At 56.7% G+C, this 26,188-nt stretch carries 8 protein-coding genes; 6 read left to right on the plus strand and 2 right to left on the minus strand.

What is annotated here, in order from left to right; genetic code table 11:
* Positions 1-224 precede the first annotated feature (224 nt).
* A complete protein-coding gene (locus PL263_RS08805) occupies positions 225-15,296 on the minus strand; it encodes a cadherin domain-containing protein (protein ID WP_278212662.1) in 15,072 nt (5,023 codons plus the stop codon).
* Between the two features lie 269 nt (positions 15,297-15,565).
* Between PL263_RS08805 and PL263_RS08810 the strand changes: the two genes are divergently transcribed.
* The 6 genes from PL263_RS08810 to PL263_RS08835 all read left to right on the plus strand — a co-directional run bounded on the left by PL263_RS08810 (position 15,566) and on the right by PL263_RS08835 (position 24,184).
* Positions 15,566-16,438, plus strand: coding sequence for an HDOD domain-containing protein (locus tag PL263_RS08810; RefSeq protein WP_278212663.1), 873 nt, complete (start codon positions 15,566-15,568; stop codon positions 16,436-16,438).
* Between the two features lie 55 nt (positions 16,439-16,493).
* A complete protein-coding gene (locus PL263_RS08815) occupies positions 16,494-17,318 on the plus strand; it encodes an HDOD domain-containing protein (RefSeq protein WP_278212664.1) in 825 nt (274 codons plus the stop codon).
* Positions 17,315-19,063: an efflux RND transporter periplasmic adaptor subunit gene (locus tag PL263_RS08820; protein WP_278212665.1), complete on the plus strand. Its 1,749-nt coding sequence runs from the start codon at positions 17,315-17,317 to the stop codon at positions 19,061-19,063. The genes PL263_RS08815 and PL263_RS08820 overlap by 4 nt, the downstream gene beginning before the upstream one ends.
* Before the next feature lie 21 nt (positions 19,064-19,084).
* A complete protein-coding gene (locus PL263_RS08825; RefSeq protein ID WP_278212666.1) occupies positions 19,085-21,229 on the plus strand; it encodes a biotin/lipoyl-binding protein in 2,145 nt (714 codons plus the stop codon).
* Between the two features lie 7 nt (positions 21,230-21,236).
* Positions 21,237-23,219 (plus strand): DEAD/DEAH box helicase, encoded by a 1,983-nt coding sequence (locus PL263_RS08830; protein ID WP_278212667.1) that lies wholly within the window; start codon positions 21,237-21,239, stop codon positions 23,217-23,219.
* 173 nt (positions 23,220-23,392) lie between these two features.
* Positions 23,393-24,184 carry an efflux RND transporter periplasmic adaptor subunit gene (locus PL263_RS08835; protein ID WP_278212668.1) on the plus strand — a complete coding sequence of 264 codons (792 nt, stop codon included), beginning with the start codon at positions 23,393-23,395 and terminating at the stop codon, positions 24,182-24,184.
* A 197-nt stretch (positions 24,185-24,381) separates the two neighbouring features.
* Here the strand turns inward: PL263_RS08835 and PL263_RS08840 are convergent, their stop codons facing one another.
* Positions 24,382-25,989, minus strand: a complete 1,608-nt coding sequence (locus tag PL263_RS08840; protein WP_278212669.1) for a methyl-accepting chemotaxis protein — start codon at positions 25,987-25,989, stop codon at positions 24,382-24,384.
* Positions 25,990-26,188: the final 199 nt, after the last annotated feature.

Genomic DNA, 26,188 nt, shown 5'->3' on the forward strand with positions numbered 1-26,188 from the left:
TGAATTGCCAGAGACTCGCTAACATGCTTGCGCGATTCTAATAGAAATTTAGACTTATCAGGCATAAACCCCAGCATTTCCGCTGCAAATAACAAGCAGATTGCCAGCATTACCAATGCAAAACTTATTCGCATTGCCGGCAACAAAACGCCAATGGTATTTTTTACTGAATCCATGATATTAAAAAAACTACGGCAAAATACTAAACCCAAATAAATCGATACTTATTTATCGCTATCTTCCGAGTCGGCCGGGTTTGATGATTGATCTTTTTTGCTTCCGTCTACAGAATCCGCATCTTTCCTGGCGGATCTTAGAACCGGCAAAGGATCAAACCGTTTCAACAACGGCACGGTAGACATAAAGCTCGCCATCAGCGATCCTGCGCGTAGTATCCAGCTCACAAAACCGGCAGTCAGGCTCGCGCTAGTACCCAGTATGATTTTAACGTTTACCGGGTTAGCATCCGCAACGGCGTCAGGATCGCTCATCTGCTGGCGAATGTGATCCAATCTATTCCAAAACTCTATTTCCTCTTGTTCGGAAAGGACAGATTCGGTATCGGTGCTGTATTGCTCCAAAGCGGAGTTTTTTAATTGAAAGTTCTGTTTTCTGACGATATCGCGACGTTGTTCCTGCAATAGATTATCCTGCACATAAGCTGATAACTTGACATTATTTTTGTCAACTTCCGATGAGCCTTGATCCACCGAAACTAAAATATCAACATTATTTATCCCTTCAATCTCATTATTGACTATTTGAGTAACAGCAACACTTTCGCCAAAAACATTATTAACTTGATCGAAAATAGCGGCGGAACTTAGTACTTTATCGCCTACAGACTGCTCGGTTTGATCTTTACGATCCGAACCATTTGTCTGATTGTATCTAATTATTTCACGAAAACCGTTTGTCTTATCATCACTACTTGAGTAGGTAATTTCGGCATTCACCAGGTTAGAACTCGCGCCGCCATCGTTGACGGTGACGCTGAAATTCGGAACCACCTCATTGCCGTCGTCGACAAATTGCACTTGGCCGGCAGCCAACTGGGCGCTACTGAAGCTGGTGACGCTGGCACCGGGGTTACCGGTCAATTGGAAGTAACCGCCACTGACGCTGGAGACTGTGTAAGTGAAGCTGGCGCTATCAGGGTCGCTGACGCCGAAATTGGCGGCACTCAGCGTAACGGTCTGGCCTTGGCTCAAGGTCAGTGTCGCGCTACCGATGACTGGCGCATCGTTGACGCCGGTATAGTTGATCGTCGCGGCCACGGTATTGGATTCCAACGCGCCATCATTGACCGTAACACTGAAGCTCGGCGTCACTTCATCGCCGTCGTCGACAAACTGAATTTGATCGGCGACTAGCTGGGCGGTTGTGAAGCTGGTGATGGCGACCCCTGGATTACTGGCTATTTGGAAATAACCGCCGCTAACATTGCTCACAATATAGCTAAAACTGGTGTTATCCGGATCATTGACGCCAAAGTTGGATGCGGCAAGAGTCACTGTCTGACCTTCGCTTAACGTCATATTGGCACTGCTTAGAACCGGGGCGTTGTCGTTGACATTGGTCACGGCAATGCTAAAGGTCTGACTGTTGGTCGAGCCATCCGAACTGGTCGCCAACACCGTAATGCTGTGGCTGGTGGCGGTCTCGTAATCCAGCAAGCTGCCGTCGGCAACGGTGACGATGCCGGTGCTGCTGTCGATGGCAAAGCGGCCGCCGGCATCGTCGCTGAGGCTGTAACTGATCGTGGCACCGGCATCGGCATCGCTCGCCAGGGCGGTAATGCCGACGACCGTGCCATTGGCGGCGTTCTCACTGATTGTATTGAGAGCAGTATCGCTGTCGGTGATGATGCTGACCGGATTGTCGTTGACATTGGTCACGGCGATGCTGAAGGTCTGACTGTTGGTGGAACCGTCCGAACTGGTTGCCAGTACCGTAATGCTGTGGCTGGTCGCCGTTTCGTAATCCAACAAACTGCCGTCGGCGACGGTGACGACACCCGTACTGCTGTCGATGGCGAAGCGGCCGCCGGCATCGTCGGTCAGGCTGTAGCTGATGGTGGTGCCACTATCGGCATCGGTCGCCAGGGCGGTGATGCCGACCACGGTGCCGTTGGCGGCGTTCTCCGCCACGCTGTTGATCGTGGCGTTGCTGTCCGTGAGGGTGCCGACCGGGTTGTCGTTGAGGTTGCTGAGATTAATCGTAAAGCTTTCAGTATTGGTCGAGCCGTCGGAACTGGTCGCCAACACGGTGATGCTATGGCTGGTGGCGCTCTCATAGTCCAGCAAACTGCCGTCGGCGACGGTGACGACACCGGTGCTGCTGTCGATGGCAAAGCGGCCGCCGGCATCGTCGCTTAGGCTGTAACTGATCGTGGCACCGCTGTCGGCGTCGGTGGCTAGAGCCGTGATGCCTACCACAGTGCCGTTGGCGGCGTTCTCGGCCACACTGTTTGCGGTGGCGTTGCTGTCGCTGACTGTAGAGACCGGGTTGTCGTTCAGGTTGGTGACAGCGATCGTAAAGCTTTGGCTGTTCGATGAACCATCACTGCTGGTTGCCAATACGGTAATGCTATGACTGGTGGCAGTTTCGTAATCCAGTAAACTGCCGTCGGCGACGGTGACGACACCCGTACTGGTGTCGATGGCGAAGCGGCCGCCGGCATCGTCGCTGAGGCTGTAACTGATGGTCGCGCCACTGTCGGCGTCGGTGGCTAGAGCCGTGATGCCGACCACTGCGCCGTTGGCGGCGTTTTCAGTCACGCTGTTGACCGTGGCGTTGCTGTCGGTGACTACGCTGACCGGATTGTCGTTGACATTGGTCACGGCAATGCTGAAGGTCTGACTGTTCGTTGAGCCATCCGAACTGGTCGCCAGCACCGTGACGCTATGGCTGGTGGCGCTCTCATAGTCCAGCAAACTGCCGTCGGCAACGGTGACGACACCGGTACTACTGTCGATGGCGAAGCGGCCGCCGGCATTGTCGCTGAGGCTGTAGCTGATAGACGCGCCGCTGTCGGCGTCGGTGGCCAAGGCGGTGATGCCGACTAACGCGCCATTGGCGGCGTTCTCGGCCACACTGTTGGCGGTGGAGTTGCTGTCGCTGACTGACGAGACCGGGTTGTCGTTGAGGTTGACGACATTGATCGTAAAGCTTTGACTGTTTGTTGAACCGTCGCTGCTGGTCGCCAGCACCGTGATGCTATGACTGGTGGCGGTCTCGTAGTCCAGCAAGCTGCCGTCGGCAACGGTGACGACACCGGTATTGCTGTCGATGGCGAAGCGGCCGCCGGCATTGTCGGTCAGGCTGTAACTGAGCGTGGCGCCGCTGTCGGCGTCGGTCGCCAGGGCGGTGACACCCACGACCGTGCCGCTGGCCGCGTTCTCGGCCACACTGTTTGCGGTGGCGTTGCTGTCGGTGAGGGTGTTGACCGGATTGTCGTTGAGGTTGCTGACAGCGATCGTAAAACTTTGGCTGTTCGTTGAACCGTCGCTGCTGGTCGCCAGCACTGTAATGCTATGGCTGGTGGCGGTCTCGTAATCCAACAAACTGCCGTCGGCGACGGTGATGACACCGGTGCTGCTGTCGATGGCGAAGCGGCCGCCGGCGTTGTCGCTCAGACTGTAGCTGAGCGTCGTGCCACTATCGGCATCGGTCGCCAGGGCGGTGATGCCGACCACGGTGCCGTTGGCGGCGTTCTCCGCCACGCTGTTGATCGTGGCGTTGCTGTCCGTGAGGGTGCCGACCGGGTTGTCGTTGAGGTTGCTGAGATTAATCGTAAAGCTTTCAGTATTGGTCGAGCCGTCGGAACTGGTCGCCAACACGGTGATGCTATGGCTGGTGGCGGTCTCGTAGTCCAGCAAACTGCCATCGGCGACGGTAACCACCCCGGTCGTGCTGTCGATGGCGAAGCGGCCGCCGGCATTATCGGTCAGGCTGTAACTGATCGTGGCACCGGCATCGGCATCGCTGGCCAGAGCCGTGACACCCACCACGGTGCCGGTGGCGGCGTTCTCCGCCACACTGTTGGCCGTGGCGTTGCTGTCGCTGACTGTAGAGACCGGATTGTCATTCAGGTTGCTGACAGCGATCGTAAAGCTTTGGCTGTTCGTAGAACCATCCGAACTGGTCGCTAGCACCGTGATGCTGTGGCTGGTGGCGGTCTCGTAATCCAGCAAACTGCCGTTGGCGACGGTGACGACACCGGTCGTGCTGTCGATGGCGAAGCGGCCACCGGCATTGTCGGTCAGGCTGTAACTGAGCGTGGCACCGGTATCGGCATCGGAGGCCAGGGCGGTAATCCCGACGACCGTGCCATTGGCGGCGTTCTCGCTGATGGTGTTAAGACTGGTATCGCTGTCACTGACAGCGGAGACCGGATTGTCGTTGACATTGGTCACAGCAATGCTGAAGGTCTGACTGTTGGTCGAACCATCCGAACTGGTCGCCAGCACCGTGATGCTGTGGCTGGTGGCGGTCTCGTAATCCAGCAAACTGCCGTTGGCGACGGTGACGACACCGGTCGTGCTGTCGATGGCGAAGCGGCCGCCGGCATTGTCGGTCAGGCTGTAACTGATCGTGGCACCGGTATCGGCATCGGAGGCCAGCGCGGTAATGCCGACGACCGTGCCATTGGCGGCGTTCTCCGCCACACTGTTGGCCGTGGCGTTACTGTCAGTGATGGCGCTGACCGGATTGTCGTTGACATTGGTCACAGCAATGCTGAAGGTCTGACTATTGGTCGAGCCATCGGAACTGGTCGCCAGCACCGTGATGCTGTGGCTGGTGGCGGTCTCGTAATCCAGCAAACTGCCGTCAGCGACGGTGACGACACCGGTCGTGCTGTCGATGGCGAAGCGGCCACCGGCATTGTCGGTCAGGCTGTAACTGATCGTGGCACCCGTGTCGGCATCGGAGGCCAGGGCGGTAATGCCGACGACCGTGCCATTGGCGGCGTTCTCGCTGATGGTGTTAAGACTGGTATCGCTGTCACTGACCGCCGAGACCGGATTGTCGTTGACATTGGTCACGGCAATGCTGAAGGTCTGACTATTGGTCGAGCCATCGGAACTGGTCGCCAGCACCGTGATGCTGTGGCTGGTGGCGGTCTCGTAATCCAGCAAACTGCCGTTGGCGACGGTGACGACACCGGTCGTGCTGTCGATGGCGAAGCGGCCACCGGCATTGTCGGTCAGGCTGTAACTGAGCGTGGCACCGGTATCGGCATCGGAGGCCAGGGCGGTAATCCCGACGACCGTGCCATTGGCGGCGTTCTCGCTGATGGTGTTAAGACTGGTATCGCTGTCACTGACAGCGGAGACCGGATTGTCGTTGACATTGGTCACAGCAATGCTGAAGGTCTGACTGTTGGTCGAACCATCCGAACTGGTCGCCAGCACCGTGATGCTGTGGCTGGTGGCGGTCTCGTAATCCAGCAAACTGCCGTCAGCGACGGTGACGACACCGGTCGTGCTGTCGATGGCGAAGCGGCCGCCGGCATTGTCGGTCAGGCTGTAACTGATCGTGGCACCGGTATCGGCATCGGAGGCCAGCGCGGTAATACCGACGACCGTGCCATTGGCGGCGTTCTCGGCCACCGTATTTACACTGTTGTTAGCGTCGGTCGGCCCCACGACCGCGTTGTCATTGAGGTTGTGGACCGCCAAGGTCACGGCCTGATTGCTGCTAAAGGTGCCGTCACTGGCTACTACATTGAAACTGTAGCTGGTCTTAGTTTCGTAGTCGGCCGGGGCGTTGAGGGTGACGGCCCCGGTGGTGGCGTCGATGCTCAACAAGGCCGCATCGGTACCACTCAAACTCCAGGTCAGCGCGTTGCCGTCGGCATCGCTGCCGCTGGCGGTGTAGACCACCGTGCTGACGGTACTGTTCTCATTCACGCTTGCTGTGCTGCCCGAGCTGATCACCGGGGCGTTGTCGTTGACGGCCGTGTAATTGATCGTAGCCGCCAAAGTGTTGGAATCTAGCGCGCCGTCATTGACCGTGACACTGAAATTTGGGGCGACCTCGTTGCCGTCATCGACGAACTGGACTTGACCAGCGCTGAGCTGGGCGCTGGTGAAGCTGGTGACACTGACAGCGGGGTTGGTCGTGAGTTGGAAGTAGCCGCCGCTGACGCTACTGACCGTGTAGGTAAAGCTACTGTTATCCGGATCGGTCACGCCGAAATTGGCGGCGGACAAGGTGACGGTATCGCCTTCGTTCAAGCTTAGCGACGCGCTATTGATAACGGGTGCCTCGTTAACATTGGTTAGCGAGAGGGTAAATGTTTTGTCGACGCTCAGCCCGCCGGTGTCGGTTGCGCGAACCGTAATGTTGTGACTGGCGGCAGCCTCATAGTTAAGCAGACTGCCGTCGGCTACCGTGATTTGGCCGGTAGCAGTGTTGATCGCAAAACGGCCGCCCGCGTTATCAGTGAGTGCATAACTCCAGTTTTCATGCGGGTCATTATCCAAACCCACCACTGTACCTACCACCGCGCCATTAGCGGCATTCTCGGCAATGCTGCTTAGTGCTACGCTACCGCCTTCCAGGCGGGCGTTCGCCCAAACACCGTGATCGAACGCATTGCCGTTATTGGCGTTGTCGACCGCCAGCCTTATCGTGCTGGCGCCGGCAACGCTAATGTTCAGGTCAATAGGTGTGCTGGCGGAATCCAGAACTCCACTGCTATAGGTCTGTACGCCATCGACATAAACATAGAAACGCACACTACCATACAAGCCGGTTTGGTAATCGTTGATGCCGATTGTGGCCTTGAACGACGTGGCGCCGTTAACTGCGTAATCGACATAACCGTAACCATTGCCGGCGGGACCTGGATGGGTGCCCAAGCCCCGTGCGTAATTGACCCCGTCCAGGACAATGCCATAACCGCTATGCCCGGTATTTATGGTCAAGTCATACATCGATTGACTCTGATAACTCTGATCTGACAGATAGCGCGTCGCGACAATGTCTGTCGGCGCGTCGTTGACAGCGGTATAGTTGACGGTTGCCGCCAGCGTATTGGAATTCGCCGAGCCATCACTCACCGTCACGCTGAAGCTCGGCGCCACTTCGTTGCCGTCATCGACGAACTGCACCTGACCAGCGCCGAGTTGGGCGGTGGTGAAACTGGTGACGGCGACGCCGGGATTGGTCGTCAGCTGGAAATAACCACCCGAGATGCTGCTAAGCGTGTAGGTAAAACTGCTGTTATCAGGATCGGTCACACCGAAGTTAGCCGCCGTCAGGGTGACGGTTTGACCCTCGTTCAAGGTGAGGCTGGCGCTGGTCAGCACCGGGGCGTCGTTGACCGGATTGATCGTCAGCGCAACGGTTGCGGTCTCGGTGGTAACTCCTGATGTCACGGTATAGCTGAAGCTAGTCGCGCCGTTGCTGTTGGCGGTGGGCGTGAAGGTCAAGCTGCCGTTGGCATTTAAAGTGACGTTGCCGCCGGTGATGGCGACCGTTTGGCCGCTACTGACGCTGGTGCCGTCGATAGCAGAAATATAACGGCCGGCATTTTCGAAGGTATCGTTAGCCAGCGGGTTGAAGGTCACCGGGGTATCTTCATTGGTGGTAACGCTGTCGTTAATGATGTCGGCAACGGCCGAGATTGAACCGCTGATGGTATCGCTGTCCGACAAGGCGCCGCCGCTGCCGGAATTGCCGTTGTCCGTGGTCACCACGGTAAAAGAAACCGCGCCGTTATAGTCGGCCGTCGCGGTAAACACTGGTGCGGTGGCCGCCGAGGCAAAAAAGGCATTGATCGAAGCGACGTCGCCGGACAGTGTCAAAGTATTGGTGCCGCTACCGCTGATCGTCACACCGGCGGCGGATATTGCGGACAGCACCCCGGCGCCTGCACTGACTGACAGTGTGGTGGTCAGCGTACCCGAACCGCTGTCGGCATCGGCGATCACCACCGAGCCCAGCAATTGAATCACCGAGTCTTCCGGCACAATGGTGCCATCGCCGTAAACGGTATTGACCGGTGCATCGTTGACCGCCGTGATATCGATCGTAGCCACATCAAAACCGGTCAGCGCGCCGCCCGAGCCGGTATTGCCCTGGTCGTTGACGCTCAGGGTCAAAGTATCACTGGCCGGCGGGGTATCGGAATTGATGATATAGCTCAGCGAGCCGCTGGCATTCCCGGCCAGCAGGTTGTTGATTTGGCTGAGGCTGCCGGTCAAAGTGATTGAACTGGTGCCGGAGCCGGATACGGTCACCCCCGTCGTGCCGGCGCTGGCCGTCAAGGTGCCGGATACCACCGATAGGGTTGCCTGCACGCTAGCGCTGCCGGCATCGACATCGGCGATACTCAGCCCGGTACCGTGTAAGGTCAGGCTGGTTTGTTCGGTGGCACTATAGCTGGCCGGGGTAATCGTTGCCGTTGGCGCGTCGTTGACCGCCGCCACCGAGAGGCTACGCGTTACGGTATTGCTTGATGTCGTGCTGTCGGTGACGCTGAAACTTACGGTGCGGCTGGCGGTGGACGGTGCATCGCTGGTGTTTTGATAGGTCACCGAACGCAGTGCGCTTTGATACTGGGCCACGCTGGCGCTGCCTGACAAGGTCAGCGTGCCGGTGTTGCTGTCCCAACTGCCGGTAATGCCGTTTTGATCGCTTAACGCCAGCACGTCTTGTCCGGACGCGTAATTGCCGGTGATTTGTACCGTGGCGCCGGTCAAGTTGGCGTTGTCGGCATCGCTCAATGCCAGCGTCGCGGTTATCGCCGTAGCGTTGCCGTTCTCGGTATAGGCCAATGTCGTGGCTTCTATAGCCGATAGCACCGGCGCATCATTGACGGCGGTAATGCTTACCGTGGTACTGCCGGTGGCTGTCAGCGTGCCGCCGCTGCCTTGGCTGCCGGCGTTGGCATCGCTGAAGGTCCAGTCGATCTGCACGCTGGCCGGCGGCGCATCGCTCCAGCTCCAATAGACGATGTTGCGCATCAAGGTGTTGACCCGCGCACTGGTTGCATTGGCGCCGAAGGTGATGTCCATCTGGCCGCCGCTAAAGGTGTAGGTACCAACCTGCACGCCGCTGACAAACACGTCGGTCCCGCTGACGGTCACGGTGATGCCGTCAAAAGCCAAGGCATCATCGGCGTTGGCGCCGCCATGACGGGCCAAAGTGAGGGTTGCACCGCTGAAATTATCGGCAGCCGACAACTCGGTATCGAACAGGCTGACGTCGGCATCGAGTACCACCGCGGCACCGTTTTCGATAAAGGTAGGCGTGCCATTCAGGTTACTGAATGTCGGCGCATCGTTGACTGCTGTGACCGCTATGCTCCGCGTCGCCACGTTGCTGGCGGTTGTGCCATCGGTGACGCTGAAACTCACGGTGCGGCTGGCGGTGGATGGAGTATCGCTGGTGTTCTGGTAGGTAACAGAACGCAGCGCGGTCTGGTACTGGGCGACGGTGGCCGAACCGGATAAAGTCAGCGTACCGGTGGTGGCATTCCAACTGCCGGTGATGCCGTTTTGATCGCTGAATGCCAGCACGTCCTGGCCGGTGGCGAAGTTTCCGGTGATTTGTACCGTGGCGCCGGTCAGGTTGGCGTTGTCAAGATCCGCCAGAGTCAGCGTTGCAGTAACCACCGTAGCGCTAGCGTTCTCGGTATATGCCAACGAGGCGGCTTCGACGGCGGAAATCACTGGCGCGTCGTTGACCGCCGTGATGTTGACCGTGGTAATCCCGCTGCCCGTTAACGCCCCGCCGCTACCTTGGGTGCCCGCGTTAGCGTCGTTCAAGGTCCAGTTTAATTGCACGCTGGCAGGTGGCGCATCGCTGGTGTTGCGGTAGGTAATTTGCCTGATCGCCGAATTGGCCAGCGTGTTGGTGGCATTGCTGTTGAACGTCAGCAGCAATGTGCCGTTGCTGTTGGTGGTTACTGTACCAATAATAACGCCACCGACCGTTAGATTGCCGCCTTCCGTCAACGTGGCAAGGCTGCCGCTCGCGCCGAAAACATCCTGGCTGTTGGCGCCGCCATTGCGAACGATGCTCAGCGTCATGCCATTAAAATTGCTTGATGACAATTCGCTGTCGAAAATCTGTACATCGCTATCAATAACCACAGCCGCCGCATTTTCGGTATAGCTGATCGTACTGCCCAGGGTATTGGTGGTAGCATTGAAGGAGGTATCCAGCGAACCGTCGCTGTTATAACGCGCAATAGCCAGATCGTAACTGCCGCTTTGGTCCGTCGAGCCGGCAACCACGATTTTGCCGTCGCCCTGCAAGTACAGCCGAGTTCCCCGGTCATCGGTCGTGGCATTGAAATTGGTCGTTACTTTTCCGGTACCGCCAAAAGTCGTGTCCAATGTGCCGTCACTGTTATAGCGCACCACGCTGAAATCATTGCCCGAGCCGCTGGAATAGCCGCTGGTCAGGATTTTGCCGTCAGACTGGATTTTTACATCCAAAGCAAAGTCACTGCCACTGCCGATCGCAACGATTACTTTGCCGGTGCCGCCGAAACTGGTATCCAGGGAGCCATTAGCGTTCAGCCGGACCAACGCATTGTCGGTGGTACCCGCCGCGTTGGTAAAACCACTCAGTACTATTTTTCCGTCAGATTGCAACGCAACGCCGTAGCCCTGATCCGTGCTGTTGGTGCCGACATCAATAGTGACCTTGCCCGTGCCGTTGAAGCTGGTATCCAACGAACCATTGCTGTTGTAGCGGGCTACGGCAAAGTCAGCGTAGGTAGTGCTGTTATAGGCTTGGCCGGCAAGGACGATTTTGCCATCGGCTTGTACGACCATGCTGCGGGCAGTGTCCGAGCCACCACTAAAATCGGTAGTAACCACACCCGATGTACCAAAGCTGGTATCAACAGAACCATTGCTGTTAAACCGCATCAGCATGAAATCGTTGCCATAGCTGCCGGCAACCAAAATTTTGCCGTCGCTTTGCACCGCAAAGCTATAGCCATCATCCGATCCAGATAAACCGGATACCGCCTTGCCGGTGCCACCGCCGAAACTGGTGTCTAATGTGCCGTCGGCGTTGTATTGCACCAGGGCCACATCGTATCCAACACCATTCACGGAATAACCCAGCACCAAAATCTTGCCATTCGCCAGCACTTGCACGTCTTGCGCTTCGTCCGCGCCACTGCCAATGGCGGTAATCACGTAACCGTTGCCGCTACCAAAACTGGTATCGAGCGTACCGTCCGTGTTGTAACGAGCCACGGCAAAATCTCGTGTTCCGGCGCCGTCGCTCCAACCCACCAAAATGTATTTGCCGTCGGCTTGCTGGGTGACCGCATTGCCGAATTGCATGCCGCTCATAACGGTGAAATTGCGACCGTTGCCAACCGAAAAACTGGGGGCGTCGTTTACGGACGCCACAGAGATAGCCCGCGTTAAACTGTTACTGTTGGCGGCACCGTCATTGACAGTGAAAGATACAGTGCGGGTCGTGGTAGTGGGATTGTCGAAGGTATTGACGTAAGTGACACTGCGCAGTGCGGTTTGATAATTGGCGACGCTGGCGCTGCCAGTCAACGTCAACACACCGGTGGTTGCATTCCAACTGCCGGTGATGCCGTTTTGGCTGGTAAAAGCCAGCACGTCCTGCCCGGCAACGAAATTGCCGCTGATGCTTATCGTGGCGCTGCTCAGATTGGCGTTATCCACGTCGGTAAGTGCCAGCGTAGAGGTAATCGCCGTCGCGGCGCCGTTCTCGGTATACGCCAGCGTCGTGGCTTCGACGGCGGAGATCACCGGAGCGTCATTGGCTGGAATTATGGTTAGGGTGCCCGAAACAATATTGCTGGTACCGCCGTCTCCGTCGGTCACATAGCCGGCCATGGTTCTGACCGCCGTCGATGGATTGTCGGACACATTCTGGTAGGTAATGCTGCGTGCCAAGGCTTGTACCGCCTCGACTGTCGCATTGGCATTAAAGGTCACCACCAGCGGCGTACTGCCATCGGTTCCACCGGTGTAGGTGCCAATCACAACGCCGCCATAGCTGACATTGGTACCCGACACACCAATCTGGCCGGCTCCGGAGCCTTGGTTTTGAATACCGATACGATCTTCTGCTTGGCCGTTGGCGGAAAAATAGACCCTCATCTGCCCGGTATCGAAATTCGCCGAATCCACATCAGTGACAGTCGCGCTGCTTGACACGATGACAGCCCCGTAATTCTCGGGATAATTAAAATTGCCGCTGATGAAGGTGAGAACGGGGGCGTCATTGACCGCCGTGCCGGTCATGGCTTTGGTGCCGGTCACTGCCGCTAGCACACCGTCGCTGACGCTGGTGGCGATGGTGAAATTGCTGTTGAAGTTGCTTGCCGGGGTAAAGGTCAGGCCGGCCAACAAGGTGTTGACGTCGGCGACGGCGCCGCTGGCGGTCCAGACGCCAGTAGCGGCGTTGTAGGTTGAAGTCACCGCGCCCGAGGTGCTGGTGTTCAAGCTGCCGGCGGCGGCATTGGACAAAGTCAAGGTGGCGGTAACGGTCGCGCTGTCGCCGCGGGTGATGACGATATCGGTCAGATTAAGCGCGGTGTCCTCGGTATAGGTTTCCGATGCGCTGAGGTTGGTTGCCGATGGGGCTTCGACTACGTTCGACAAGTTGACCGAATAGGTTTCCGAATAGCTTGCGCCCAGGGAATCGGTGACCTGCACGGTAACGGAGTGGCTGGTGGCGGCCTCGTAATTCAGCAAGGAGCCATCCGCTACCGTCAGCGTGCCATTGCTGGAACTGATGGCAAAGCGTCCGCCGGCGCTGTCTGTCAGGCTGTAGCTGGGATTGGCGCTGGCATCGACATCGAAGCCCACCACCGTGCCAATCACAGTGCCGTTGGCGGCGTTCTCGGCGACGGTAAAGCCGCTGGTTTGTTGATACAGCGCCGCCACTTGACTGGCAGTCATCACGCTATTGGCGACGACGAAATTGTCGATGGCGCCATCAAACGCCGCGTCGCCGCCCCAATGCGATTTGCCGATGAAGTTGTTGCTGCGAACGCCTGTCTCCAGCGCCACGCCAGCTGTGGAGGCCGCCAGGTTGCCATTGACATAAAGCTTCATATTGCCGGACGTATCCACCGTGGCAGCGAAATGCAGCCATGAGCCATTGGTGATGACACTATTGGCGGTGGCGCGATAGGTGTATACGCCATTTTTTTCGATGGTGAAGGTCAGGTTGTTGGTGTTCCATTCCCGACCGACATAGACGTTGCCGATTCCACCGCTAGTGGTTTGGCCGAAATCGAACACCCGCTGCCAATCGCCGGTACTATCGAATTTCACCGAAGCGGCAAAGGTCATGGCGCCGCCGGTGGTAATCCCGACAATGTCGCCATACTGACCGGATGTGCCGCCGGCCAGATCGAGTGCGCCGGAACCACTGGGGCCTGTGGTCTGGCCCGGATTGCCGTATAAGGTCATCGGCGCGTTGTTGCCGGCGGCGTCGCGGCCCAGATTGCTTGGGTTGGTGAATCCATAAACCCCGATCAGACTGGATTCGGCTACACCGCTAATGGCGTAGAGATCGCTGGGCGCGTCGTTGACGGCGGTAATCGAGATAGTCCTTGTCGCAGCGGCACTGGCATTGGAGCCGTCATTCACGACAAACGAGACCGTCCGGGTCGCGGTATTGGGCGCGTCGGATGAGTTTGTGTAGGTAATACTGCGCAGCGCGGTTTGGTAATTGGCGACGGTCGCGTTGCCGGTCAGCGTCAGAATCCCGGTGCTGGCGTTCCAACTACCGGTAATGCCGTTTTGATTGGTAAACGCCAAGGTGTCCTGACCGCTGACAAAGCCGGAGGAAATCGAAATCGTAGCGCCGACCAGATTGGTACTGTCCGAATCGGTAACGGTAATGGCATTATCGACCGCCGTTGAAGTATTTTCGGTGTAACTCAACGCAGTTCCCGTCGTCGTCACCACCGGAGCTGCGGTTGCAGCTTTGATCGATACCGCGCCAATCGTCCAGTCAGTAAAGGCAATTAAAGACGAACCGCTCATCGTCACCGAGCTTGCCCCCGCCTCCACAGAAGACCCGCCCTTTGCCAAACTCAAGAGTGACGAACTGGTCCATTGCGACGTTTGTCCTGTGCCTGCCGTGCTGGCCAAAGCATCTTTCCAATACTGTACGTCAATAACCAGATCACCTGTGGCACTGGCCACATTGACCGATCCAGTCCCCCCCAGCAAACCGGTTGTGCCACTGTTGCCCGCATAAGTGCCGTAAGGTGTTGTTTGATCCACGCCATTGAATGTCGACGCGCCCGCTGCCGCGTCGGTATTTCCGCCAAATGTAATGACCACGTTATTGGTGCCCACGGTGGGATTTACCAATGCCCAGATTTCAACGGCATGATTGCCGGCCGTGCGTCCGACACGGACAAGATCGGCGGTACCGTATTTGACACTGTTAACGCTGGCGCCTACGCCATCAACGGCAATTTCGACAAATAGCGCTCTGTCGGTACCGTTGGACACCGTGTGGGACCAGGTGAGGCTTGTCGTATTCGTGGCTTGCGTAGAGGTGACGGTGCCGTTGGCTGTCACGGCCAACACATCCGTCCATTCTTGTTGCAGGCTGGCGCTGACAGCAACCTGGCTTTCAATGGCGCCGGTTTGATATTCCAGCTGCCAATCGCCACCCAAATCCGCGCTGCCAGTAGCATCCTCCGATGCGGCGATTTCGGTATTGGTAATCCCGGCCAAATAGTCGACAAAGCTCTGGCCGAACTGTGTTTCGGCGACATTACAGCCGTAGAGCAGGATGTCGCCGTTTTGATTGAACGAATCGCCCCAGGCGCTGATGTCGGTCTGATTGCGAATTAAGGTGTCGAAATTCAGTTGGCTGTTACCCAAATCCAGGCTGCCGTCGCTACCGTGAGAGATGATGTGTACCGCATCCAGGTTGTCCCGCTCGGCCAGAACTTGGCTGATTTGTTGGATCCCGTCACTGTTGCTGTCCAGCGCAATGATTTCCAGATTGCGGTCGGAGACGTCGCTGCTTTTGATATCGTTGAGCAGCGTCTGGTAGCCGTCCACGCGGGTGTCGACAAATACGATTTCATTGCGGGGAGCTTGATTGCCGGAATTCTGTGCCGACGGCTGTTGGGTTTCCGCGACCGGTGCCGGATTGGCATTGGCATTGGCATAGACCGCGTTCGGGTCCAGCATCGGCTCGGTGAGCAGACCTTCGACGCCGGCAGAAAACAATTGCCGGGATTCCAACTCCTCCAAAATCGGTTTGGAGTGATAATGTGTTTGACGCAATTTCGAATGCATAGTCCCAAACTCACGCCGGTAGACTGAAAATAGCCGGCACCATCAATGTCCGGCTGTCGAGATATAGGCAGAGTTTAGCCGTTCCGGCAGATTCAGTCTGTGATTGAGACGAGTAATCGGTAACGTAACCGCATCGCCCGCCACTTTGCCGACCCCGCCTTGGCTCTTGCCCGGCGACGGCCCTCCCCGTCGCGGCAACCGCATCGGCGCAGTTTCCCGTTTACCCTCTATACTCTGCATCGACTGTTTAATGCCCGTGTTGGAGAATTATGTTGCTTAAACCCGTCGCCCCCGCCTCTGAAGCCAGCGCGATTGAGAAAATATTAGAGGAAATCAAAGGCTTGATTTCCCTGCCGGAGATTTACCAAAGACTCAGAACCTTGATCGACGATCCGAGGTCGGATATCGACCAGTTTGTCGAGGTGGTAAGTTCCGACCCCAATTTGACGGTCGCCGTACTTAAAGTCGCCAACAGCGCTTTTTTTGGCTTTCCCGGAAAAATCGGCAGCCTCAATCAAGCCGTCAGTATGCTGGGTATCGGCCAATTGCACGATTTGGTCTTGGCAACCTCCGCGATCGGCTCCTTGCAACTGCCTAACGAAATCGTGCCATTGAAAGCATTCTGGCGCTTCAGCTTGTTCTCGGCGGTATTGACCCGATTATTGGCACGTCATTTAAAAATCCCCCAAGGCGAGCGTTTGTTTGTGATCGGTTTGCTTCACGAAATCGGTCATTTGGTGATCTATGCCAAGTTACCGGAACTGGCCAAACGCGCATTGGAAAGCGCCCGGTCCGGCCAACGGCAACTGCATTTGGTCGAGGAACAGTTGTTAGGAATGCATTATGGCGAAATTGGCGCCAAGCTAATGGCTCAATGGCAATTGCCGGGACATTTTCAGGATATCGTTCATTACCAACCCACTCCGGATCACGCGGAAACCTACCGTAAGGAAACCGCGTTGCTGCATCTGGTACACCGCTGTGCCGAAAGAGCTGTTTTCGCTCGCGCCGGGCTAACGCAAACGGGCGATGAAACCGCCAACGCCCTGCAGGATTTAGGGCTCACTGCGGAACAACTGGAAGAAGCCATCGAACGGACGCGGGAAGTCTGCAGGGAGATGGAAAAGGTTATGTTGAACTAAATCCGACATGAGAGCCGAACAGCGTTTTCTATGCGATCTGGCCGAAAGGATTTCCATGCCTGAGGTCTATCTGAAAATCCGGGTTTTACTGGAAAAACCCGGCGCAAGAATCGACGATTACGTTAAAGCCTTGCAAACCGACCCGATGTTAGCCATCCGGATGATCCGCATCGCCAACAGCGAGTTCTTCGGTTTCAAGCGCCAGGCCGCAGATCTTGACGAGGCGATCAGCCTGATCGGTACCATTCAACTCCATGATTTGTTGTTGAGCAGCTTATGCATGCGCACCTTTTGCAATATGCCCAGCCCGGTACTGGATTTACGCCAGTTCTGGCGACAAGCCATCGAATCGGGGATTGCCTGCCAAACTATCGCCAGACTCAGTCACGTCCCGGCTGGAAACCGTTTTTTTACGCTGGGCCTGTTACTTGAAATCGGTCATGCCGCCATGTTCGTCAAAGCACCGGAGCAAGCTCTCGAAGCATTGCTAACCAGCCGCGACCAGGGGCTGCCGATTGACGCCCAAGAGCGCAAAATATTCGGTTTTGATTATTGTCAGCTCGGAGCGGAGCTGACGCGGCTTTGGCATTTGCCGGAAGTCTATTCGCACATTATCGGCCACTACCTGCACCCTGAACTCAGCGCACCGCCCTACCGGAACGAGACTTATCTGATCTACTTTGCCCAACAACTTTTCAACGCACCCGAGCATTTTTCGAAAACCCTTGCAGCCGAGCCATTCAAAGATGACCAATTTGGCCCGATTCCGGCAAACGCCAAAGACGTGGTGGCGCAAGAAATAGCCCAGCACCTCGATGAGGTTTATCAAATGCTCTGCCCACTGAATTTCGTTGCGAATCAGGGAGCTTCAGCGCCATGAGTAACCGCTTCGCTCAGCAATGGTTGAACATCCTGTGCCAACAGGTAGCGGACACGCAGGCCGCCGCCCTGATGGCGCTGGAGCCCGGCACCAAAAAATTGCGACCCGTGGCGAAATGGCTTGCGGATGGCGCGACGCCGGGCGATCTGTCGCCGATTTGCCAGCGCGCACTCGCGACGAATCAACCCGCTAGCATCATTGATGCGCTGCAGCCGGACGAAACGCGTTGCGACTTTTTCGCCATGCCGGTCGTGGTAGGTTCTGCATTATTGGGCGTAATCGCCCTCAAGTTGCAACACTCAGCCTTGGAGCGTCAGCAAGCTGTTTTCGACACGTTGCAGCAAAGCCTGCAATGGTGGCAATTGGCTCAGGGCCAATCACAGTTGAGCGACGATTTTTACGCCGCTGTCGTAAACCTGCTGGCCGGCTGCATGGAGCAGAACAGCTACCCTGAAGTTCTGATTCGGCTGGCGACGGAACTGGCGCAGACCTTGGATTGCGAGCGGGTGGCCATTGGCGAATTTCACGACAATTACACTAAGGTCGTGGCTATTTCGCACAACGCACAGCTCGACCCGCAGACGAATCTGCTGCAAAAGATCGCTGATGCTATGGATGAAGCCATCGAGCAGGATAGCATCGTGGTGGTGCCCAACACCGTTTCGGCCATCATTCAACGGGCTCACCTGGAAGTGGCGAGAAAGTACGGTTACGGTTCGTTATTGACCCTACCTATGCTGCACTGCGGCGAATTCATCGGCGCGGTCACACTCTTGCGTAGCGAACAGCGCCCCTTCGACAGCCGCAGCGTCCGCCTGTGCGAACAGGCACTGGCTTTGATCGCGCCCTACATGGCACTCAAAAAAATCGACGAGCAGGCCTTGACGACCAAGATGGGCGTCAGTCTGAAGCAAGGCCTGAAAGAATTTTTCGGATTGAAGGGATTGGGGCTCAAGCTCACCGGCGTTGGTCTGCTGGTGTTTCTGCTGCTTGCCTCGATACTGCGCGGCGATTTTCGGGTGACGGCCGACGCCGTGCTGGAGGGCAAAATTCAACGTGTGGTCGCGGCGCCAATTTCCGGATTTTTGCAATCGGCCGCGGTACGCGCCGGCGATACGGTACGCCAGGGCGAAGTGATGGCAAGCCTGGACGATGCCGAACTGCAGTTGGAATTGAATAAGCTGGACGGCCAATTACAGAAGTTCCGCCGCGAATATCGCGAAGCATTGTCCAGCGGCGATCTGGTCAAGGTACGGGTGATTAGCGCCCAAATCGATCAGGCCGACGCGGAAATGGAACTTACCCGTCAGCAATTGCAAAAGATCGTCTTGACCGCCCCTTTCGATGGGGTGGTGATCGAGGGCGATTTGAGCCAAAAACTGGGATCGCCGGTGGATCGCGGCAGCACCTTGTTCAAAATCGCGCCGCTGGAGGGTTACCGCATCATCCTCAAAGTCGATGAAAGCGCAATTTCGTATGTGCGCGAAGGTCAAAAGGGTTCGTTGGTGCTGGCGAGCATGCCGAGTCAAACGTTCAGCCTGGTGGTCCAAAAAATCACCGCCGTGGCGAAGACCGATAGCGGGAGAAACATATTCCGCGTCGAAGCCAGCCTGGAAAACGCCCCCGAGCTGTTAAGGCCCGGCATGGAAGGCGTCGGCAAAATCGAGACCGGCCGCGCCAGCTGGTTGTGGATTTGGAGTCACGAAATGCTGGCTTGGTTACGTCTGTGGATTTGGTCCTGGTGATAGCGCCAAAGAGGTTCAGCCGTGTCAGATAATATGTTCAGCCCACATTGGTACCGCGTCGCCAAGCTCAGGCCCAGGCTGCACAGCCATATCGAGATTCATCGCCATGAGTATCGGGGGCTGATCTGGTACATCCTGGAAGACACCAATACCGGCCGCCATCAACGCTTCAATAGCCTGGCCTATCAATTCATCGGCCTGTTGGACGGCAAACTCAGCGTGCAGGAAATTGCTGATGCGCTGAACCACCAATTAGGCGACTATGCTCCGAGCCAGCAGGACATCGTGCAGTTGCTCGGCCAGTTGCATCAGGCCGATTTGATGCAAACCGAAGCCTTGGTTAACACCGAAGAACTGTTCGAGCGCCAAGCCCGGCTGAATCAAACCAAGCTCAACCAACGGCTGCTGAACCCGCTGTCATTGAAATTGGCGCTGTGGGATCCGGACGAGTTTCTCGCCAGACACGCAGCCAAGGCCGCCATTTTATTCAATCCAAAATTCGGTCTGGTCTGGTTGCTGGTTGTGTTCGCCGCGCTGTTGCAAGCCGCCGCCAATTCGGCGGCAATCGCTCACCACCTGGAACTGAATGCGTTAGCTCCTTATAACGTTTTGATTCTGTTCTTACTTTACCCACTGATCAAAATTGCGCATGAATTCGGCCACGGTTTTGCGATGAAACTGAAGGGTGGCGAAGTCCATGAGATGGGCATCAATTTCTTACTGTTCATGCCGGTACCCTATGTCAACGTCTCCGCTGCGAACCATTTGCGAAACAAATTCGATCGGATTCTGATCAGTGCTGCCGGTATTTTGGTGGAATCGTTTCTGGCGGCACTGGGTTTGTTCTTATTTCTGGGCAGCGAAATCGGGGTAATCCAGGATATCGGCTTCAACGTGATGCTTACCGGAGGCGTTTCATCGTTATTCTTCAATGGCAATCCGCTCCTGAAGTACGATGGCTATTACGTCCTGGCAGACGCGCTCGGCATTCCGAATCTCTATCAGCGTTCGAGCCGAATTTGGCCGTATTTTTTCCAGCGCTATCTATTCGATTTGCGCCAGGTGGCTTCGCCGGCTTCGGCACCGGGAGAAACCGCCTGGTTCGTCGTCTATAGCTTGGCTTCGTTGAGTTACCGGCTTTCGATGCTATGGTTTGTCGGCATTTATTTGACCGAAAAATTCTTTGCCCTGGGAATAGTCGTCGCCTCCGCTATGGCACTATTCCAAATCGGCTGGCCTTTGTTCAGGGCAGTAAAATTCGTTTTGACCAGCCCATCCCTCGGCCGAAAGAAACAAAAAGCACTGCTGACCGCCGCCGGCCTGGCCACGGGCTTGATACTAGTTATCGGCGTTGTGCCGATTCCGCATTACACGCTGGCAGAAGGCGTCGTATGGCTGCCGGATGAAGCCCAAATCAAAGTCGAACAAGATGGTTTTGTCGGCGAACTACTGGTCAAACCCAATCAATTGGTCAACCAAGGCGACGCGCTGCTCTACCTGCATGACGACGCGTTAGAAGCAAAGACCAAAATCGCCCGTGCCAGGGTCGCCGAATTGCAAAGTCAATATCGGGCAGAGAGAGAAGCGGATTTAGTCAAAGCCGAAATTCTGAAAGAATCGCTGCGGGTTGCCGAATCGGAACTGGACCACTTGAATACAAAGTCCAATGCCATGATCGTCACTGCCGCAAAATCCGGATACATCCTGTTGCCGGATGGCGATGATCTGCCGGGCAGTTTTTTAAAACACGGCGAACCGATCGGCTACATTCTGGATTCGCAGGCCCCGACGATCCGGATGGCGGTGCCCCAGGACGATATCGGCCTGATTCGCCAACGTGTCCCGCAAATCAGCGTCCGCTTGGCCAGCGAACCGTTTCGGGAATACCCTGCCACCATCATCCGCTTGGCGCCGGAGGCGACGAATACCCTGCCCAGCCCGGCATTGGCAACCACCGGCGGCGGCAGAATTCGGGTCAACTCGCAAGACGAGCAAGCAATGCAAACCCTGCAGAAAATCTTTTTGGTCGACTTGGATTTTTCGGCGCCGACGAATCTGCCGATAGGCACTCGCGCCTACGTGCGGATCAATCATGGTGGCGAAGCGATTGCGGCCCAGATTTACCGGCGCATCCGCCAAGTCTTTTTGAGGCAATTCAGTGTCTGAGTCAGTCATGCGCCCCGGAGTGCGCTACGGCAGTTACCCGCAAAAGCCGGAAAGCCGCTTGACAGACTTCGAGCAGGGCGCGGCGGTTCTGATCGACAAAATACGTAAACGGCTGGGGCGCGAGCGTTACAGCCAAGCGTACATCGTCAGCCGGGTAAAGCAGCACGAAACCCACTTGAGCCACTTCAACGAGCAACAACTCACGCTGGCGATTCTGGAGTTACGCGAGGAACTGCATAAGTACGGCCTGACCGAACGGCTGATCGTGCGAGCGTTTGCCGTGATTCGCGAGACCGCTGCACGCACCTTGAATAAAAGACACTTCGATGTGCAGCTATTTGGCGGCTGGTTGATGATCAACGGCATGTTGGCGGAAATGGAAACCGGCGAGGGTAAAACCCTGACCGCGACCCTACCGGCCTGCACCGCTGCATTAGCGGGCATCCCGGTACATGTGATCACGGCAAACGATTATTTGGCCGCTCGCGACGCCGAAATTTTGCAGCCGCTCTACCTGCGTCTTGGACTGAAATCCGGCGCGGTGGTCGACGGCATGGAGCTGGAACAGCGCCGAAAAACTTATGGCTTGCCGATCGTACACACCACTAACAAGCAGATTGCCTTCGACTACCTGCGCGATCGGATCGAAATGGGGGAAGACACCGGACCGTTGAAATTTCAGTTTCGGCAAATCCAGCGGGAACTAAAGCAAGCGCAATCCGGCCCGCTCATCTTGCGCGGTTTATGCTTTGCCATCATCGATGAAGCGGACAGCGTATTGATCGACGAAGCCAAAACTCCGCTGATCATCACCCAAACCAAGCCGAACGCAGAATCGCCCGAGACCTACGGCGACGCCTTGTATGTTGCGTCATCGCTGTTCATTAACGAAGACTTTGTGATGATTCCCAAAACCCGGGACATCGAACTGACACCGCACGGCGAAAACACCATCGCAGACTTAGTGGTCGGCTTAGGCCCCGTCTGGAAAAACAAACGCTGGCGGGAAGCGATGATCAAGCAGGCCTTGCTGGCCGAATATTGCTTCAAACGCAACAAACACTACATTGTGAAAGACAACAAGATCCAAATCATTGATGAGTTTACCGGCCGAGTCATGCCTGACCGAGCCTGGGAACAGGGCTTGCAACAAATGATAGAAGCCAAGGAGGGCTATCTGATCTCCGAACAACGCGAGCCATTGGCACGGATCAGTTATCAACGCTTTTTCAGCCGTTATCTGAAACTGGCAGGAACGTCGGGTACGGTGCGGGAAGTCGCTGCGGAAATGCACCGCGTTTACGGTATCCATACAGTGAAAGTGCCAACCCACCGCCCATCGACCAGATTGCTCCTCGCCGAACGGGTTTATGCCACAACGACGGCCAAACAACAGGCATTCTTGCAACGGGTCAGCAGCTTGCACCAGCAGGGCCGGCCGATCTTGGTTGGAACCGGCTCGGTGGCCGAATCGTTGGAAGTCAGCGCCTGGCTGAATCGGCTAAATCTGCCGCACCGGGTACTGAATGCCGAGCAAGATAAACACGAAGCGGAGATCGTCGCCCATGCCGGCCAGCTAAATGCCATCACCGTGGCAACCAATATGGCGGGGCGCGGCACCGACATTGGGCTGGGCCTGGGCGTGGCGGAACTGGGAGGGTTGCACGTGATCTCGCTTCACTGCAACGAATCCCGCCGGATCGACCGCCAACTTTACGGCCGTTGCGCGCGCCAGGGCGATCCAGGCAGCTGCGAAGCCATTCTGTCCCTTGAAGACCCCACCCTGCAGGAGTTTTATTCCTCTGCTATGCTCAGGGTCTTAGCGGGCTGGACCGCTGCAGCCGAACCTTTGCCGCCTTTTTTGGGAAAAATGGTGTTACGCATACCCCAATTGGTCAAGGAACGGCAACAGCGCCTGGTCCGAAAACGATTAATGCATCAGGACAAACATTTGGCGCGCATCCTGGCATTCTCCGGCAAATTCGAATAACGGCCGTAGCCTGCTGCCGGCGTTTTTGCTAAAAAGCGGCATCTGCAACCCAATCAGGGCAATCGCCACACTTTTTAAACGACATGAGTAGAATCAACCGGCTATTCTTAATCTGCGCAGTACCAGGGCTCCTTCTCAATCGTGCTGACGTCTCCGCCGCCAACCTGGATTGCATGGTCAAACCGGAAATGTATGTGGAGTTGAGCAGCCCGGTGGCCGGAATCGTGGAGACCTTGCTAGTCGATAAAGGCGACCGCGTCAGCCGAGGCCAGGCGGTCGTGCAATTGGAGGCCTCGGTGGAACGAGCAAAATTCAATCAGGCCAAGGCCGATGCCGAAACCAACAGCGATTTGCGCAACCAGAAAGTGAAATTGGATTACGCCACGCGGAATCGAACCCGTTATCGCAGCCTGTTCACCACCAATGTTATTTCTCAAATCGAAAAAGATAAGGTCGAAACCGAAGTCGCGCTGGCGGAAATCGAACTGAAAAAAGCCACCGAGCGTAAAAATTCGGCGGCGCTGGCCTTGGAACTGGCCAAAGCTCAGCTTGAAGTGAAAACCATCAAAAGCCCAATCGACGGCGTGGTTATCGAACGCTATGCCATGCCGGGCGAATCGGTAAGCGATCGCGCCATCATGAAATTAGCCCAAGTGAATCCGTTACGCGTCGAATTGATTGCCCCTACCGAATACTTCGGTTTGATTCAGCCTGGCCTGGAAGTGGAAGTGCGGCCTGAATTGCCGGCCAAGAAAGTCGTGAAAGCAACCGTTACCAAAGTCGATCCATTAATCGATCCGGCCAGCGGCAGTTTCACCGTGCGCATGACGCTACCCAATCCCGACGACGAACTGGTTGGCGGCGTCAATTGCATCGCCAGTTTCGGGTTCGAAGCCCCTAAGGTCGCCACCAACCCGCCGCCGGCAACCACCGGCATGGCAGGGCATTTGCCGACCAAGCGCTGATTGTCGCTCTCCGCCAGATGCTGACACCGCGCCAGTCGGCTGTTCCTGGCGACAGCCGATACTCCCACTGAGCAACAATCCAACACCGTTGGAGCTTCAACGGCGGCCCGGAGGAGACTCCCGCAACTCAGCGAGAGCCCCAACCGCCGATTCCCAAGCCTGCAACCGAATCCGAAGCCATATCCGCAAGCGGAACGCTAGCGTTTAAATTGCCCGACCAACTGGTTCAATTGTCCGGCCAGTTTCACCAGTTCGCCGATGGCGGCGTTGGTTTGCTCGGCATCGCGCGAGGTGCGCTCGGTTAGTTGGCCGATGTTGCCGACGCTCTGGCCGACATGCTGCGCCATCCGGCTTTGAATGTCGGCCGCTTCCGACATTTTCGAGTTCAGGTGGCGGATTTGGGTGACGCGCTCGGCGATGGTACTCAAACCCTGGTCGGCGCTTTGTACCTGCTCGCGACGCTGCTCGGCACTGATTTTGGCCTTGCTCATCACGTTCACCGCATCTTTGGCCTCGTGCTGCAGTTGCTCGATGATTTTATGGATTTCCTCGGTGGCCTGATGCGAACGCGTGGCCAGGGTCCGCACTTCGTCGGCGACCACGGCAAAGCCCCTGCCCTGCTCGCCGGCGCGAGCCGCTTCGATCGCCGCATTCAAGGCCAGCAGATTGGTCTGCTCGGCCAAACCTTTGATCACATCCAGCACCGCGCCGACGCCGTTGCTGCGTTGGTCCAGCCGTTTGATGACCTCGCTGGCCCGTTCGATTTCGTTGACCAAACCGTAGATGCCGTCGATCGCGTTTTTGGTGGTTGCCGCCCCCTGCGCTGCGTGCTGGTCGGCTTCGACTGAAGCTTGCGCCGCACCGTTGGCGCCGCTGCGGACCTCCCGCACCGAAGACTCCAACTCGTGGATCGCGCGCACCACCGATTCGGTCTCGCTCCGCTGCTGGCTGGCGGCCTGCGCGGTTTGACGGGCGACGTCGGCAATGCGGTCGCTGGCCGTGGCCAATTGCTGGCTGACGGTCGAGACTTGTTCCAAGCTGTCGGCAAAATGCGCCAACATGGAATTGAACGATTCGCTGACCTGACCGATCTCGTCGCCCGATTCGACGACCAGGCGTTTACGCAAATCCGACTGGCCGGCAATCGCATTCACGGCGTTGCGCATCGCCACCAACGGATTGACGACGATCTTGCGCATTAACACGTTCACCACCAACAGGCCGGCGGCAAACATCGCCAGCGAAATCGCCGACGCAGTGACCAGATGGCTGTTGATTTGCGCATCCAGATTGGCGAGCGAATACGACACCCGGACCGCACCCAACACGGTACCTTCCGGCACCGCATGGCAGTTCAGACAATTGGTGCCGCGAAAATCGGCGCTAGCCTTGATCGGTTCCAGCACCGTGATCAGCCGACCGGCATCGTTATTGCCGTAATCGGTAATGGCTTCTCCGGCCAATGCGCGCTGGTCCAGGCTATCGTTCGGGCGTTGGTCGGCTTTGCCGGGTCCGTAAGCATCGGTGATGGCCTTGCCTCGCAGCAGGCGGACTTCGGCGATGTCGGCACGGGCACGGGCCTTGTCGCGCAATACATCGCTCTGCGCCATGGCACCGGTCAACATCAAGGTATTCAGGCCGTCGAAATAACTGTTGGCGGTATCCTGCGCTCTGCCGGTCGCCAGACTGGCCACCATGTCTTTCTGCCGGTCGGCCATAAACAAGGTACTGACGAACATCAGCAACAGAAACACGCTGGCGATGCTGAGCAGGATTTTGGATTGGATCGTGGAATGGTTAGTCATGAAATATCGGCCGGCTGTTCTGAATTGAAGGGGACATCCAATTTCATTATCGGCGGCGGCTGGCAAAACTCAATACATTGTCCGAACCGGCAGCCTGTAATCTTGCACTGACAAGCATAGCCCAAGCCGCCGCCAAAAAGCGTGTCGCGCATGACATCTTTATTCGCATTCCGTTCGGCAAGCGGCTATGCTGCCGGCT

Source organism: Methylomonas sp. EFPC3 (assembly GCF_029643245.1).
Lineage (GTDB): Bacteria > Pseudomonadota > Gammaproteobacteria > Methylococcales > Methylomonadaceae > Methylomonas > Methylomonas koyamae_B.